The organism is Deinococcus sonorensis KR-87 (assembly GCF_040256395.1).
Lineage (GTDB): Bacteria > Deinococcota > Deinococci > Deinococcales > Deinococcaceae > Deinococcus > Deinococcus sonorensis.
Map to the genome: position 1 here is coordinate 2,778,543 of NZ_CP158299.1, position 14,029 is coordinate 2,792,571.

The following is a 14,029-nucleotide window of genomic DNA, read 5'->3' on the forward strand; positions in this document are numbered from 1 at the left end:
AGCCGGGCCGGATAGTCCGGCGGCTGCCCTGTCAGAGGTCACCCGTCTCGCGCAGGTCCAGCTGCCGCAGCAGCGTACCGCCGAAGAACAGCATGGCCCGGTAGCTGCCCTTCTGCGGCGCGTTCAGCCGGAAGGCCGCCTGCCGCTGCTGGGCATCCAGGTACACGTTGTCGCGGCCCACTTCCCGGTCCTGATCCATCCACACCACCGTCAGGTAACCGGGCTGCACCTCGCCGGTCAGCGTGGCGGACAGCTGCAGCTCGTCGCCGGCCCGCTTCAGGGTGGCCTGGGTCAGGCGGGGCGGCAGCGCCACCTGCACCCTCGGCGGAATCACCGGAATGAACGTGTAGCGGCAGGCCCCCAGCAGGGGGACGAGCAGCAGCAGCGGCAGCACGCGGACCTTCATGGAGGCAGCCTACCCGCTCCGACGCTGAGATGCCACGCGGTGGCCCGGTCCCCTCAGACGCCCAGGGCCGCGATGGCCCCCAGCAGCGCCAGTGGTGCTGTCTCGGCGCGCAGGATGCGCGGCCCCAGCGTGACGCCCACACAGCCACCTGCCGTCAGGGCCGCCACCTCCGCGTCCGAGAAGCCGCCCTCCGGCCCACTGACGAGCAGCACCGGCAGCGACCAGTCCAGCCGCTCGCTGAGCCGCTCCGCCGAGCCGGGATGCGCCACGAACGCCTGCTGGCCACCCAGCGGCAGCTGCAGCAGCGGCACCGGGGCCAGCACCTCCGGCACCACGGCGCGGCGCGACTGCTTGCTGGCCTCGGCGGCGATGCGGCGCAGGCGGATCAGCTTCTGTTCTCCGATGTCCGGCACGTCCGAGAAGCGCGTCTGAAGCAGCTGCACGCGGGCCACGCCCAGCTCGGTGGCCGCCCGCACCACGTCGCTGAGTTTGTCGCCCTTCAGCAGGGCCACCGCCAGCGTGACCGGCTGGGGCGTCTCCCGGTTCCCCTGCACCGCCTCGCCCAGCCGCAGCAGCGCCCCGCCCTCATCCAGCCGCTCCAGCACCGCCTCGGCCTCCTGCCCGCGCCCGTCGAACACCCGCAGTCGGTCGCCGGGACGCAGCCGCAGCACCCGCAGGTGGCGCAGCTCATCCGGCGGCAGCGTCATCTGCCCTTCCAGCCTCGGCACCCGCACCCGGTGCACGTCAGGCCTGCGGAGCGCGGGCCGTCACCAGCGCCCACTCGCCCTCGTGCTGCTCCTGCACGTCCACAAAGCCCTCGCGCTCCAGTGCGACGCGCACCAGCGGCAGCTTGTCCAGCAGGATGCCGGTCAGCACCAGCGGGCCGCCCGGCGCCAGCACCGCTCGGTAATCGGCGGCCAGCAGGTCGTGGAGTTCGGCGTACAGGTTGGCCACCAGCACGTCGTAGCGCCCGGCCTCCTCCTCGCCGTCCAGCGTGCCCTCCTGAAAGGTGAGGGTGCCGCCGGTCCGGGGATTGCGCTGCACACCTGCCCGGTCTCCAAACCCGTTCAGCTCGGCGTTCTCGCGCGCCACCGGAATCGTGACCGGGTCGATGTCGAGCCCCAGCGTTTCGGCGGCGCCCAGCAGGCTGGCGGCGATGGCCAGCACGCCGGAGCCGGTGCCCACATCCAGCACCCGCCGGCCCTCCAGCGGCAGCGTGCCCAGCGCCTCGGTGGCGAGCCGGGTGGTCGCGTGATGCCCGGTCCCGAAGGCCATGCCCGGCTCAATGATCAGCGGCAGCTGCCCCGGCGGCACCACCGAGAGCAGCCACGACGGCACCACCGTGATGCGCCCGGCCGTGACCGGCTTCAGGTCACGCTTCCACTCGGCCTGCCAGTCGCGCGACTCCTCCTCCAGCCACTCGCCGCCCGCCAGCGCGGCGTCCAGCTCGGTGCGTTCGTCGAAATAGGCGCGCACGTGGCCGGCCCGCTCCTCCAGACCGGTGGCCCCGGCCTCCCACAGCTGGGCGGCCAGCTCCTCGTTGTCGAGTGTTCCCTGCAGACGGTAGACCAGCATGCAGCGAGTGTAGTGCAGCGCGGGCGGTCAGTCGTCCAGCGGCTGCATGGGCGTCATCGGGGTCATGGGCTTCAGCTGCGGCACGCTGGCCTCATCCACCTCCATCAGCGAGATCTGCGCGGCGCCCTCCAGGTCGGGGGCCTCCCCGAGCGACTGAACCCCGCCCGAAGTGAGCCGGTAATGCTGTTCTCCCCCACTGCCATGCAGCTGCAGCACCGCGCCGTCCGGCTGGCCGTAGAGGGTGGGCGGCCGGGTCCAGGCGCCGCTCTGGACCCGGCTCATCTGGCCCTGGTGGCTTTCCCCGCTGCCGCGCAGCACGTTGATGCTGGTCTGCTCCTGATGTTCTCCGACGTAGATGGTGGCCCCATCGGCCAGTTCGCCCCGGTAAGTGGTCATGCTCCACGGTACTCCCTGCCGGGCGGCGGCACCTGTGAGCATTCGTCCTGTGCAGTCCGGGGCCCCCGGCATCCCCGGCCCGCTTGCTAGACTGCCGCGCATGAAGCTGGCCATCGTGGGTGTGGGCAAACTGGGACTGTCGCTGCTGGAAGGCATCCTGAAACGTGGAGTGCTGAGCGCCCAGGACATCGGCCTGATGGACGCCAACGAGGTGCGGGTGGCGCAGCTGGCGGAGAAGTTCGGGGTGCGGACCCTGCGGCCCGGCGAGCTGGCGCGGGTCAGCCGGGTGCTGATCAGCGTGCAGCCGCGCATCTTCCCGGAGATCAGCGAGGGACTGGCGCAGCCGAACACCGGCTACATCAGCACGATGGCGGGCGTCAGCACCACCTCCCTGATCCGGCGGCTGGGCACCCGGAGGGTGGTGCGGGTGATGCCGAACCTCGCCGCCACCATCGGGCATGCCCAGACGGCCATCACCGCGCCCCGGGAGGCGCAGGATGCCGGCGACCTGGACTTTGCCCGCAGCCTGTTCGGCTCGGTGGGGCAGGTGTACGAGCTGCAGGAGCACCTGTTCAATGTCTTTACCGGCATGAGCGCCAGCGGCCCGGCCTACATGGCGGTGGTGGCGGAAGCCCTGGCCGACGGCGCGGTGCGGATGGGGCTGCCGCGCGCCCTGGCGCAGGAGCTGGCCGCCCGACTGATGTCGGCCAGCGGTGAGCTGCTGCTGCAGCGGCCGCACCCCGCCATGCTCAAGGACGAGGTGGCCAGCCCCGGCGGCACCACCATCGCCGGGCTGCAGGCGCTGGAACATGCCGGCGTGCGGGCCGGGCTGATCGAGGCGGTGGTGGCCGCCACCCGGCGCGGCAACGAGCTGGGGCAGGATCAGACCGAGTGAAGCGGCGGGTGTTCCTGCTGGCGCTGGCCGCACTGCCGTTTTCCACGCTGGCGGCGCCTCCGCCCGGCTACTACCCGGCCCAGACCGGGATCAGCTGGCGGTACAGCAACGGCGAGACGCAGCGGCTGGAAGCGGCGCGGGTGGTGCGCGGGGTCACGGTCACGCCGCTGAGTCATGTGCTGGGCGGCGTGACCGTCTCGCAGGACCTGATGGCCTACCGCCCGGACGGGGTGTACCTGCACGGCGTGCAGGTGGGGACCAGAGTGAGCTGGTACAGCCCGCCGCTGCAGGTATACCCGGCCGCGCCGCTCAGCCCCGGGCAGACCTGGACCTCCGGCACAGCGGCGCTGCAGCTGAGCGGCCGGGTGATGGGCACCCAGGCGATCCGCACCCAGGCGGGCAGCTACAACACCCTGGTGATCCGCAGCGAACTGCGGACCAGCAGCGGTGCGGGCAACGTGCAGTACAGCTATTTCGTGCCGGGGCTGGGCGTGGTGCGCTACCAGGGCAGTGACGGCGGCACCGTGGACCTGCTGCGCTGAGCCCTATACTCCCGGCATGCCGAATCAGGATCTCGTGGGGCTCATCAACTCCCTCCAGGCGACCGCCGAAGCTGCGCTGGGCGACCTGAACGCCTCGTCTGCCCTGGCCCGCCGCGACGGCCTGGACCAGACCCCGGACCGCGCCCGGCAGACCGCCGAGCGCAGCCTGCGCCTGTTGACCATGCTGGCCGAGAAGACCCGCGGCAACCTGGACCTCACCGAGGCCGAGCTGCTCGGCGGCGCCATCGCCCAGCTGCGCGAGCGGCTCGCCAACTAGCGGTGCGCGCAGTCATTCAGCGCGTCACACAGGGCCGCTGTGAGGTGGACGGGCAGGTGACCGGCCAGATCGGACGGGGCCTGGTGGTGCTGCTGGGCGTGGGGCCGAACGACACCGCCGACACGGCCCGGCAGCTGGCGGCCCGGATGGTGCGGCTGCGGCTGTTTTCCGACGATGCCGGCCGCATGAACCGCTCGGTGCAGGAGGTGGGCGGCAGCGTGCTGAGCATCAGCCAGTTCACGCTGTACGCGGACACCCGGCGCGGCAACCGGCCCGGCTTCAGCGGCGCCGGAGCGCCCGAGCTGGCCCGCGAGCTGTACGGCGTGTTCAACGCTGCCCTGGAGCAGCTGGGGCTGGACGTGCAGCGGGGCGTCTTCGGGGCCGACATGCAGATCAGCCTGACCAACGACGGTCCGGTCACGCTGCTGCTGGACACCGAGGGGGCGACGTGAACGCTTCGGGGCCGCGGGGGCGCGTCCTCACCCATTCCCCCTATGCTGATGCAATGCTGCACGTTTCACGTTTGCTCCTGATCGCCGCCCTGCTAGGCACGCCTGCCGTCCAGGCCCAGTCCGGGTCCGGGAAGGCCGCCCTGGTCTATGTGGTGCAGCCGGGCGACACGCTCTATCACATCGCCACCACGCGCGGCCTGGACATCGAGGAACTGCGCCGGGTCAACCAGCTGAGCAGCGACGAGCTGAGCGTGGGCCAGACGCTGCGGCTGCCCTCCGGCAGCGCCACCCCGTCCACGCCCAGCACGCCGGCACCGGCCCGCACTCCGTCCAGCCCCTCCCCAGCCCCCAGCACCGTCCCGGCCATCTCGGACACCCAGCTGGCCGGGGTGAGCATCCGGGTGCCGGCCCGCCTCTCGATGGGCGACGCGTTCGTGGTGCGGCTGTCGGGCAACCGGGCGGGGCAGGCGCGGGTCCGCTTTCCCAGCGAGGTGGGCGAGGATGTCCATAAACCGGCCGAGACGCTCACCCCCATTGGCGCGGCAGGCGAGTACCTGGTGCTGGGACGGGTGGTGCTGGGCAAGACCACGCCGCTGGTGTACGAGGTGCAGGTCGGCTCGGAGCTGATGCGCGGAAGCATTCCCGTCACGGGCCTGGACCAGAAGATTCAGCACCTGAATTTGCCGGCGAGCCTCACCGACAAGCTCAAGGACCCGTACCGCCAGAGCGAGGAGGCGGCGGTCGAGAAGGCCTACGCCCGGCGTACCCCCCAAGCGTGGTCCCGGCCCTTCAGCCCGCCACTCAGCAGCAGCGCCATCAGCAGCAGCTTTGGGCAGCCGCGCACCTACATGGCGGGCGGGCCGGTGGCGTACCACTACGGCATCGACTTTCCCAGCAAGGTCGGCACCCCGGTCCACGCGGTCAACGACGGCACCGTGGTGATTGCCGGCAAGTATCCGGTGCGCGGGTGGCTGGTGGGCATCGACCACGGCGCCGGGCTGGTCAGCCTGTACTTCCACCAGAGCAAGATCATGGTCAAGGTGGGGCAGCACGTCACGCGCGGGCAGGTGGTGGGGGTGGTGGGCACCACCGGCCTGAGCAACGGTCCGCACCTGCATCTGGAGATGCGGGTGCGCGGCGAGGGCACCCGGCCCACCCTGTACTTCGGCAAACTGTGGCCGTAAGCTGCTCGTCATGACCCTGTCCACCGAAACCCTGGAGACCGTGAATGCCCGCAGCGAGGGCCATCTGCCCGGACTGATCGGCATCGTGTTCACCGAGATGAGCCCCGAGGTGGTGCGCGCCGAGCTGCCGCTGCGCCCCGACCTGCTGGCCCCCAACGGCTTTCTGCACGCCGCGACCGTGGTGGCCCTGGCCGACACCGCCTGCGGCTACGGCTGCCGGATGCTGCTGCCCAAAGGCGCCACCGGCTTCACCACCATCGAACTCAAGAGCAACTTCCTGGGCACCGCCCTGTCCGGCACCATCCGCTGCGAGGCGCGCCCGGTGCATCTGGGGCGCACCACCCAGGTCTGGGACGCTGAGGTCTGGAACGACGCTGGAAAGCGCATGGCCCTGTTCCGCTGCACCCAGGCGGTGCTGTACGGACGCGGCGGAGGCGGCTGACCCCTGCCGGCCGCCCAGCACTTTCTGCAGCACCCGGACCCGCTGACCCGCGAGGTGGCCCGGCAGTACGCCCAGGGCGCCTTCCTGATGGACAACGGCGACGGCCTGCAGTGGTACTCGGTGCGGCGGCGCGCCCTGGTGCCGTTGGATGAACGGCTGCACGTGCCGCGCCGGCTGGAGCGCTTGCTGCCACGTTTCCAGCTGAGCGTGGACGTGGCGTTCGAGGCGGTGCTGGCCGGCTGCCGGAACCGTGAGGAAACCTGGATCAGCGACGAGTTGGCCGAGCTGTACCTTCACCTGCACGGCACCGGGCTGGTCCACAGCTTCGAGAGCTGGCAGGACGGGGAGCTGGCGGGCGGGGTGCTGGGCCTGAGCCTGGGCGGCGCCTTCATCGGCGAGAGCATGTTTCACCACCTCACGCACGGCAGCAACGCGGCCCTGATCGGGCTGTCGCGGCACCTGCGGGGGCAGGGCTACCTGCTGCTGGACGCCCAGATCCAGAACCCGCATCTGGCCCGCTTCGGTACCTACGAGGTGAGCGCCCGGGCCTATCAGGAGCAGCTGACAGCGGCGCTACAGGTGGACACCGAGCTGTAACCTGCGCCATTGCTACGGAATTGGCGCTGTGGCTGTGGTCTGCTGGCCGCATGGCAACCCTGATTCTTGGAGCGACCGGCGGCATCGGCTCGGCGCTGGCCCGCAGCTGGCCGCAGGAGGCGCTGTGGCTGGGCGGCCGCGACGAGGAGCGCGTCACCCAGCTGGCCGCGCCGCTGCAGGCCACCCCCCTCACCGCCGACTTCGGCTACGAGAGTCAGGTGCGCCAGCTGTTCGCCGGCCTGACGCTGCCGCTGGACACCATTCTGTACGCGGCGGGGGCCGCGTACCCCGAGCCGCTGGCCAGCACCAGCGCTGAACACACCCGGCGCATCTGGAACGCCAACTACTTCGGGGTGCTGTGGACGCTGAAGTACGGCCTGCCACATCTGGCTCCAGGCGGGCGCGTGTACGTGATCGGGGCGCGGCCGGAGCTGGTGCTGGCGCGCGGCTTCGGGCAGTACGCGGCCAGCAAGGCGGCGGTGGCCACCCTGCTGAGCGTGACCCGGCTGGAACATCGGCAGCTCACCCTGACGCTGGTGCTGCCGCCCGCGGTGGAAACGCCGCTGTGGCAGCAGGTGGGCCGCGCTCCCAGGGGCGCCATCGCGGCCACACAGGTGGCGCAGGCGATCCTGCAGGACCGCAGCGGCAGCGGCGGACCGGAACTGCGGGTGGAGTAACAGAAGACGGGCCAGACACCGGGAAGGTGTCTGGCCCGCGCCTCCTATTGGTTCAGCCCTTGACGCTGCCCGCCAGCAGGCCGCGCACGAAGTAGCGGCCCAGCAGGATGTAGACCAGCAGGGTGGGAATGGCCGCCATGATGGCGCCGGCCATCGGGAGGTTCCAGCTGACCGCCTGACCGCCCGCCAGCTGCGACAGCGCGTAGGTGACCGGCTGGCTGCTGGTATTGGTGAGGGTGGCGGCGAACAGGAACTCGTTCCAGACCTGTGTGAACTGCCAGATAATCACCACCACGAAGCCGGGGATGCTGATCGGGAAGATCACCTTGCCGTAGATGCTCCAGAAGCCCGCGCCGTCGATGGTGGCCGCCTCGATGAGGGCGCCCGGCACGTCGGCGTAGAAGTTGCGGAAGATCAGGGTGGTGATAGGAATGCCGTACACCACGTGCGCCAGGATCAGCGCCCAGATGCTGCCGTACAGCCCGATGCTCTTGACGAACTGGAACAGCGGGATCAGCACCGACTGGTAAGGAATGAACATCCCGAACAGCATCAGCGCGAACAGCGTATCGGCGCCCCGGAACTTCCACTTGGACAGGGCGTAGCCGTTGACACTGCCGATCATGGCGCTCAGCAGGGTGGCGACCACCGCCAGGAACAGGCTGTTGCCCAGGTTGCGCCCGATCTTGTCCCAGGCCTGGGAGAAGCTGGCCCAGTTCCAGGTGCCGGGCAGCGCCCAGGTGGTGGCCAGATCGATGGCGTCCGGCGTCTTGAGCGCCGTGACGATCAGCAGGTACACCGGGATCAGGAAGAACAGCGAGATGATCACCAGCGCCACGTACATCAGCGGGCGGCCCAGGCCGCGCCGGGGGGCGGCAGTGTGGGTAACGGGAGTGGGAATGGCGGTCATGCTTCGGCCCTCCGGAACTGCGAGACCAGGTACGGGATGATCACGGCCGCCACCAGAATCAGCAGCACCATGCCGATGGCCGCGCCCTTGGCAAATTCGTTGCCGCGGAAGCTGGTCACGTACATCAGCAGCGCCGGCACGTCGGTGGCGCTATTGTCGGGGCCGGCCATCGCAAACACCAGATCGAAGATCTTGAGGCTGATATGCCCCAGGATGATGGTGGCCGACAGGGTGATGGGGGTCAGCAGCGGGAAGATCACGCTGCGGTACATGCCCCACTCGGACGCGCCGTCCACCCGGGCCGCCTCGCGCAGCTCATCCGGCACGCCGCGCAGGCCCGCCAGATACAGCGCCATGGTGTAGCCGCTCATCTGCCACACCGCCGCCAGAATGATGCCGACCAGCGCCAGGTTGAAACCGTGCAGCTCCACGCCCGGCAGCAGCTTCAGTCGCGGCCCGATCAGCAGCGCCCAGCCGAGCAGCAGCACCGCGCAGATGCCGGCCACCAGGGTGCGGGTGCGCGCACCGTCGCGCTGGGCGCGCACCGCCACGTACACCATGATCAGGCCCACCAGGGCGGCGGTGAGCAGCGGCAGGCGGTTCCAGTCGAACTTCAGCACCGCCGCGCCACTGGATAGCCACTCGAAGTTGCCCTTCGGCAGCCCCACCGCCTGCGGCAGCACATTCAGGCCGCCCGACGGCTGCAGCATCCAGCGCCAGATGGTGCCGGTCACGATAAAGGACAGGCTCATCGGGAACAGGAAAATGGTGCGCCAGACCGCCTCGCCGCGCGGGTTGCGGTCCAGCAGCAGCGCCATGCCCAGGCCCAGGATCAGGCACCCGGCGATAAAGAACACCGTGAAAAAGATGGTGCTCACCAGGTCCTGACGGAAACGGGCGTCCAGGAAGCCGGTGAACAGGTCGCGGTAGTTGGCCAGCCCCTGGAAGTGCAGCACCGGGTGGGCGCTGAGCGCCTGCACCGGGTCCTGACCCCAGTCGGTCAGCGAGAACCAGCCGGACTGAATGATGAAGCCGTAGACAAAGATTGCCAGCAGGATGACGCTCGGCAACAGCACCACGAAAGACCAGGTGCGATCTGAAGTTTTCATTGCCGTCTCTCCATTATTACTTCTGGTGTTGGGTACATCGGCCACCTCGTGCTGAACCCGGAAGGGGGAGCAGACCGCGGCCCACTCCCCGTTCTGGATTGTCGGCCGCGCGTCGGCGGCCACGCCGGGGTGACTTGCCACCCCGGCCCGGGCTTACATGCCGATGCGAGCCTTGGTGGCCAGCTGCTGCGCGGCGTTGGCGGCCGCCTTGGCGTCGTGGCTGCTCACGAACGCATCCACGATGGTGCCGAAGTTGCTGGTGAAGCTCTCCGGGGCCACCGCGCCGTGGAACATGCTGCCCACGATCTGCTTGCTGTGCCAGTCCTTGGCCGCGCTCTGGCTGTAGACGTTGTACTTGCTCACGTCACTGTCGGTGCGGGCGGCGATGCTGCCCTTGAGCGGGTTGAAGGTGTCCTGGCCTTCCTTGGAGCCGAGCACCTTCAGCCAGTTCAGCGCCTCGGCGCGGTCCTTGGCGCCCTTGGGCAGCCCGAAGCTGTCGGCCAGCATCATGAAGCTGCCGCTGGTGCTGGGGCTGGCGCTCCAGGCAAAGCCGGTGCCGGGCTTGAGCTTCTTGGTGGTGGTCATGTAGCCGGCGGCCCAGTCACCCATCACGTTGAAGGCGGCCTGACCGGCCAGCAGGCGGTCGGTGGCCTGCTGCCAGCTGAGGCTGCTGGCGTCCTTGTTGGCGCAGTCCATGACCTTGCCGAACATGGTCCACACGGCCACGGCGCGCGGGTCGGTGAACTTGATCTTGCCGGCCCACAGGTCACGCCAGCCCTGGGCGCCCAGGGTGCCGAGCGCCACCGACTCCCACAGGTGCTGCTGGGTCCAGTTCTCGCCCACCACCAGCGGCGCGGCGAGGCCCTGGGCCTTGAGCTTCTGGCAGGTGGTCAGGAACTGGGTCCAGTTGGTGGGAGCGGTGACGCCCCACTTCTTCAGGTTGGCCGGGACGTACCACATCACGTTGCTGCGGTGCACGTTGACCGGCACGCTGTAGATGCCACCCTTGTAGGTGATCAGGTCAATCACGGCCTTGGGGAACTTGCTGGCCCAGCCTTCGCTCTTGTAGAGGCTGCTCAGGTCCTCCATGCGGTCGGCCACCACCCAGGTGCCGGTGAGCTCCTGGCCGGCGTGCGCCTGGAAGCTGTCCGGCGGATCGCCACCGAGCATGCGGGTCTTGAGCACGGCCTTGGCGTTGGTACCGGCGCCACCGGTGACGGTCGCGTTGTCCACGTTCACGCCCGGGTACTTCTGACCGTACAGCTTGATCAGGGCTTCCAGGGCCGGGCCTTCGTCGCCGCTCCACCAGCTGAAGATTTCGAGTTTGCCGGCGGCCTGGGCGCTGGCCAGCAGGGCAGCGGCGGTCACGGCAACAGACAGGGTAACGAGCTTGGGTGCCTTCATAGGGGTTCCTCCAACAAGGGGGATGAGAGGGCGGAATGGATGGTCGACAGCGGCCGGGCCGCCGGTGGCGCGCGCGAACCCGAGCCGGCGGCGCGCTGTCGCCGGCTCACCTCGCGCAGCCGGGGCAGGCCATCCGGCGACAGCAACGTTTCGAGCGCCATCACGGCCGCGCCCAGGATGCCGACGCTGGGCCCCAGGCTCGACTGGGTGATCTTCACGGCGTCGCGGTTGACCAGCATGGCGCGCTCCTGCACCACCTGGCGCACCGCCGTGATCAGCGGCTCACCGGCCGCCGCCATCTGGCCGCCGATCACGACCACCGACGGATTGAACAGGTTCAGGCCGGTGGTGATGGCCACGCCCAGGTGGCGGCCCACCTCGCCCCACAGCTCCCGGGCCAGCGGGTCCTGCCGGCTGAGCCGGGTCAGGTCGGCCATGTCGCTGGTTTCGGTGAGGCAGGACCCGGGATGGCTGCCGACCCGGCTGCGCATCTTGGCCAGCACCACGCCGGCCGCCGCGTAGCTCTCCAGCGAACCGGGGTTACCGCTGCGACCCAGCGGACCCTGCTCATTGATGCTGATGTGCCCGATCTCGCCGGCGCCGCCGCTGACGCCCCGGTGCAGCCGGCCGCCCAGCAGCACGCCGGATCCGATGCCGGTGGCCGCCTTGATGTAGATCAGGTCCGGCGTGCCGGCGTGCGCGCCGAATTTCCATTCGGCCAGGGCGCCCAGGTTGGCGTCGTTGTCCACCAGCACCGGACAGTCAAACAGACGGCCCAGCTCAGCGCCCACGTGCTCGCCGTCCCAGCCGGGCATGTTCGGCGGGCGAATTACCTGACCGCTGCGGAAGTCCACCGGGCCGGGCACGCCCACGCCCAGGGCTGCCACGCCCTGTTCCGGAACGCCGGAGGCCTGCAGCACCTCCTCGGCCAGCCGCCGGATCAGCGGGTAAGTAGCCTGCGGCCCCTGGCGCACGTCATGCGGGCACTCGCGCTGAGCCAGCACCGTGCAGCGCAGGTCCAGCAGGGCCACCTTCAGGTGGCTGGCGCCCAGGTCCACTGCCAGCAGGTGGGCGGCCCGGCTGTGCAGCGACAGCATGGTGGCGCGGCGCCCCACCCGTTCACTGACACGGCGCTCGCCCTCGCTGACCAGCCCGACCTCCATCAGCTCCTGAACAATGCTGCTGATGGCACTCCTCGACAGCCCGACCTGACGCGACAGGTCGATGCGCGGCGCGTCTTCCCGCCAGAGCAGGCGGAGCAGCACCAGGCTGTGCTGCACGCGAACGGCAGCCATGTCGAGGATGTCGTACCTCATCGGGCTCCTAGGGGAGAAGGGGAAGATTAGACTTTTAGCCGAAAAAGCTTGTGGTGGCCTTAAGGTAGCGTCACAATTTTTGTTTGTCAAATGAACAAATCAATCTGACGGAACCGTCAGTCAGGCGGCATCAGCGCGTCTTCAGTGTGTCCCAGGGCCTTCTGCCGCCCTATGCCCTACTTCACAACCGCGTCCGGGAAGCGGGGGGGGTCGTCGGGGGGCCAGTCAAGTCCGTCAAAAGAAGGACCCCCGGATGCTCCGGGGGCCACGTGGACGCGGTGCTCAGGACAGGTCGGTTTCGCTGGTCGTGCGCTCCTGGCCCGCCTCTGGACGCAGCAGGGGGAACAACAACACGTCGCGGATGCTGTCGCGGTCGGTGAGCAGCATGGCCAGCCGGTCCATGCCCATGCCCATGCCGGCGGCGGGCGGCATGCCGTACTCCAGCGCCAGCAGGAAGTCCTCGTCCTGCTGGTGCGCCTCGTCGTCGCCGGCCTCGCGGCGGGCGCTCTGCGCCTCGAAGCGGGCACGCTGATCCAGGGCGTCGTTCAGCTCCGAGTAGATCGGGGCCAGCTCCACGCCGGCCACATACAGGTCGGCGCGTTCGGCCAGCCCGGCCCGTTCACGGTGCACCTTGACCAGCGGGCTGATCGCCAGCGGCATGTCGGTCAGGAAGGTCGGCTGCTGCAGCAGCGGCTCCACGTACTCGCCGCCCAGCTTGTCCAGCAGCTTGTAGTCCGGGGTCTTGCGGTGCTCCGGGTGGTGCTCGTCGCTCCACTGCCGCAGGCGGGTCAGGTCCAGCGGGTCAAAATCCAGGCCCGCCTGCTCCTTCAGGGCGGTCACGAAGTCCAGCCGCTTGAACGGCAGCGAGAAGTCCAGCTCGCGGCCCTGGTAGGTCAGGCGCGGCTCACCCTTGAGTTCCACCACCAGGTCGTGCAGCAGCGTCTCGACCAGCCGCATCATGTCCTGGTAGTCACCGTAGGCGAAGTAGGCCTCCAGCATGGTGAATTCCGGGTTGTGGGTGCGGTCGATGCCCTCATTGCGGTAGTTGCGCCCGATCTCGTAGACGCGCTCAAAGCCGCCCACCAGCAGCCGCTTGAGGTACAGCTCCAGGCTGATGCGCAGCGAGAAGTCGTGGTCCAGGGCGTTGTGGTGGGTCCGGAAGGGCCGCGCCTCGGTGCCGCCCGGCACCACCTGCAGGGTGGGGCCCTCCACCTCCATGAAGTCGCGGCTGTCCAGAAACTGCCGGATGAACCGCAGCATGCGCGAGCGGGTGCGGTACACCTCGCGGCTTTCGGGGTTGACCATCAGGTCCACGTAGCGGCGGCGGGCGCGCAGCTCCTCGTCCTGCAGGCCGTGGAACTTGCTGGGCAGCGGGTGCAGGCTCTTGACCAGCGGCTGCCACGACTGCACCTCCAGGGTGGTCTGGCCGGTGCGGGTGGTGAAGGGCACGCCGCGCACCCCGATGATGTCACCCAGGTCAATCTTCTTGGTGGCCGCGAACGCCTCCGTGACCTTCTTGCCGAAATACAGCTGCACGGTGCCGCTGCTGTCCTGCAGGTCGGCGAAGGCGGCCCCACCCATGTGGCGCAGCTGCATGATGCGGCCGGCCAGCGCGTAGGTCTGCTCGTCCCAGCGCTGCTCCGGTTCGCCGCCGGGGTGCGCCTGCAGCACAGCGGCGGCCCGGTGCGTCACCGGGTAGTTGTAGGGAAACGGGGCGAAACCCGCCTCGGTCTGGGCCGCCTGGTTGTTCAGGCGCGCGATGGTCTGCTCGTGCAGCTCGCGCTCCGGCGCGGCGGCCGGCGAGACGGCGGGGGTCAGGGCATCATCAGACATAGCGCGAGTATAGC

At 69.5% G+C, this 14,029-nt stretch carries 17 protein-coding genes; 8 read left to right on the forward strand and 9 right to left on the reverse strand.

Going from position 1 to position 14,029, the window contains the following annotated elements:
* Positions 1–31: 31 nt before the first annotated feature.
* The 4 genes from ABOD76_RS18895 to ABOD76_RS18910 are packed head-to-tail and all read right to left on the reverse strand — an operon-like array spanning position 32 to position 2,377.
* Positions 32–406 carry a hypothetical protein gene (locus ABOD76_RS18895; RefSeq protein ID WP_350243503.1) on the reverse strand — a complete coding sequence of 125 codons (375 nt, stop codon included), beginning with the start codon at positions 404–406 and terminating at the stop codon, positions 32–34.
* A gap of 53 nt (positions 407–459) precedes the next feature.
* Positions 460–1,113 (reverse strand): 16S rRNA (uracil(1498)-N(3))-methyltransferase, encoded by a 654-nt coding sequence (locus tag ABOD76_RS18900; protein WP_350243504.1) that lies wholly within the window; start codon positions 1,111–1,113, stop codon positions 460–462.
* A gap of 37 nt (positions 1,114–1,150) precedes the next feature.
* Complete coding sequence (locus tag ABOD76_RS18905) at positions 1,151–1,981, reverse strand: 50S ribosomal protein L11 methyltransferase (protein ID WP_350243505.1); 831 nt, start codon at positions 1,979–1,981, stop codon at positions 1,151–1,153.
* A gap of 27 nt (positions 1,982–2,008) precedes the next feature.
* Positions 2,009–2,377, reverse strand: coding sequence for a hypothetical protein (locus ABOD76_RS18910; protein ID WP_350243506.1), 369 nt, complete (start codon positions 2,375–2,377; stop codon positions 2,009–2,011).
* Positions 2,378–2,477: 100 nt separating this feature from the next.
* Between ABOD76_RS18910 and proC the strand changes: the two genes are divergently transcribed.
* From proC to ABOD76_RS18950, 8 genes are read left to right on the forward strand one after another with little or no spacing between them, the layout of a single operon-like run.
* Entirely contained in the window at positions 2,478–3,272 is a 795-nt protein-coding gene (gene proC, locus ABOD76_RS18915; RefSeq protein ID WP_350243507.1) for a pyrroline-5-carboxylate reductase, read from the forward strand.
* Positions 3,269–3,814: a hypothetical protein gene (locus tag ABOD76_RS18920; protein ID WP_350243508.1), complete on the forward strand. Its 546-nt coding sequence runs from the start codon at positions 3,269–3,271 to the stop codon at positions 3,812–3,814. The genes proC and ABOD76_RS18920 overlap by 4 nt, the downstream gene beginning before the upstream one ends.
* A gap of 16 nt (positions 3,815–3,830) precedes the next feature.
* Positions 3,831–4,091 (forward strand): DUF1844 domain-containing protein, encoded by a 261-nt coding sequence (locus tag ABOD76_RS18925; protein WP_350243509.1) that lies wholly within the window; start codon positions 3,831–3,833, stop codon positions 4,089–4,091.
* Positions 4,092–4,093: 2 nt separating this feature from the next.
* Positions 4,094–4,543: a D-aminoacyl-tRNA deacylase gene (gene dtd / locus ABOD76_RS18930; RefSeq protein WP_350243510.1), complete on the forward strand. Its 450-nt coding sequence runs from the start codon at positions 4,094–4,096 to the stop codon at positions 4,541–4,543.
* Between the two features lie 53 nt (positions 4,544–4,596).
* On the forward strand, positions 4,597–5,727 hold the full coding sequence (locus ABOD76_RS18935; protein ID WP_350243511.1) for a LysM peptidoglycan-binding domain-containing M23 family metallopeptidase: 1,131 nt from the start codon (positions 4,597–4,599) through the stop codon (positions 5,725–5,727).
* 10 nt (positions 5,728–5,737) lie between these two features.
* Complete coding sequence (locus tag ABOD76_RS18940; RefSeq protein WP_350243512.1) at positions 5,738–6,169, forward strand: PaaI family thioesterase; 432 nt, start codon at positions 5,738–5,740, stop codon at positions 6,167–6,169.
* 3 nt (positions 6,170–6,172) lie between these two features.
* Positions 6,173–6,766, forward strand: a complete 594-nt coding sequence (gene aat, locus ABOD76_RS18945; protein WP_350245307.1) for a leucyl/phenylalanyl-tRNA--protein transferase — start codon at positions 6,173–6,175, stop codon at positions 6,764–6,766.
* Between the two features lie 50 nt (positions 6,767–6,816).
* Positions 6,817–7,443: an SDR family NAD(P)-dependent oxidoreductase gene (locus ABOD76_RS18950; RefSeq protein ID WP_350243513.1), complete on the forward strand. Its 627-nt coding sequence runs from the start codon at positions 6,817–6,819 to the stop codon at positions 7,441–7,443.
* Between the two features lie 52 nt (positions 7,444–7,495).
* Here the strand turns inward: ABOD76_RS18950 and ABOD76_RS18955 are convergent, their stop codons facing one another.
* From ABOD76_RS18955 to lysS, 5 genes are all read right to left on the reverse strand, one after another.
* Complete coding sequence (locus ABOD76_RS18955; RefSeq protein ID WP_350243514.1) at positions 7,496–8,353, reverse strand: carbohydrate ABC transporter permease; 858 nt, start codon at positions 8,351–8,353, stop codon at positions 7,496–7,498.
* Positions 8,350–9,462 (reverse strand): carbohydrate ABC transporter permease, encoded by a 1,113-nt coding sequence (locus ABOD76_RS18960; protein WP_350243515.1) that lies wholly within the window; start codon positions 9,460–9,462, stop codon positions 8,350–8,352. Before ABOD76_RS18960 ends, ABOD76_RS18955 begins: the two co-directional genes overlap by 4 nt.
* Positions 9,463–9,615: 153 nt before the next feature.
* Positions 9,616–10,866: an ABC transporter substrate-binding protein gene (locus tag ABOD76_RS18965; RefSeq protein WP_350243516.1), complete on the reverse strand. Its 1,251-nt coding sequence runs from the start codon at positions 10,864–10,866 to the stop codon at positions 9,616–9,618.
* Entirely contained in the window at positions 10,863–12,182 is a 1,320-nt protein-coding gene (locus ABOD76_RS18970) for an ROK family transcriptional regulator (protein WP_350243517.1), read from the reverse strand. The genes ABOD76_RS18965 and ABOD76_RS18970 overlap by 4 nt, the downstream gene beginning before the upstream one ends.
* A gap of 282 nt (positions 12,183–12,464) precedes the next feature.
* Positions 12,465–14,015 (reverse strand): lysine--tRNA ligase, encoded by a 1,551-nt coding sequence (lysS, locus tag ABOD76_RS18975; RefSeq protein WP_350243518.1) that lies wholly within the window; start codon positions 14,013–14,015, stop codon positions 12,465–12,467.
* Positions 14,016–14,029: the final 14 nt, after the last annotated feature.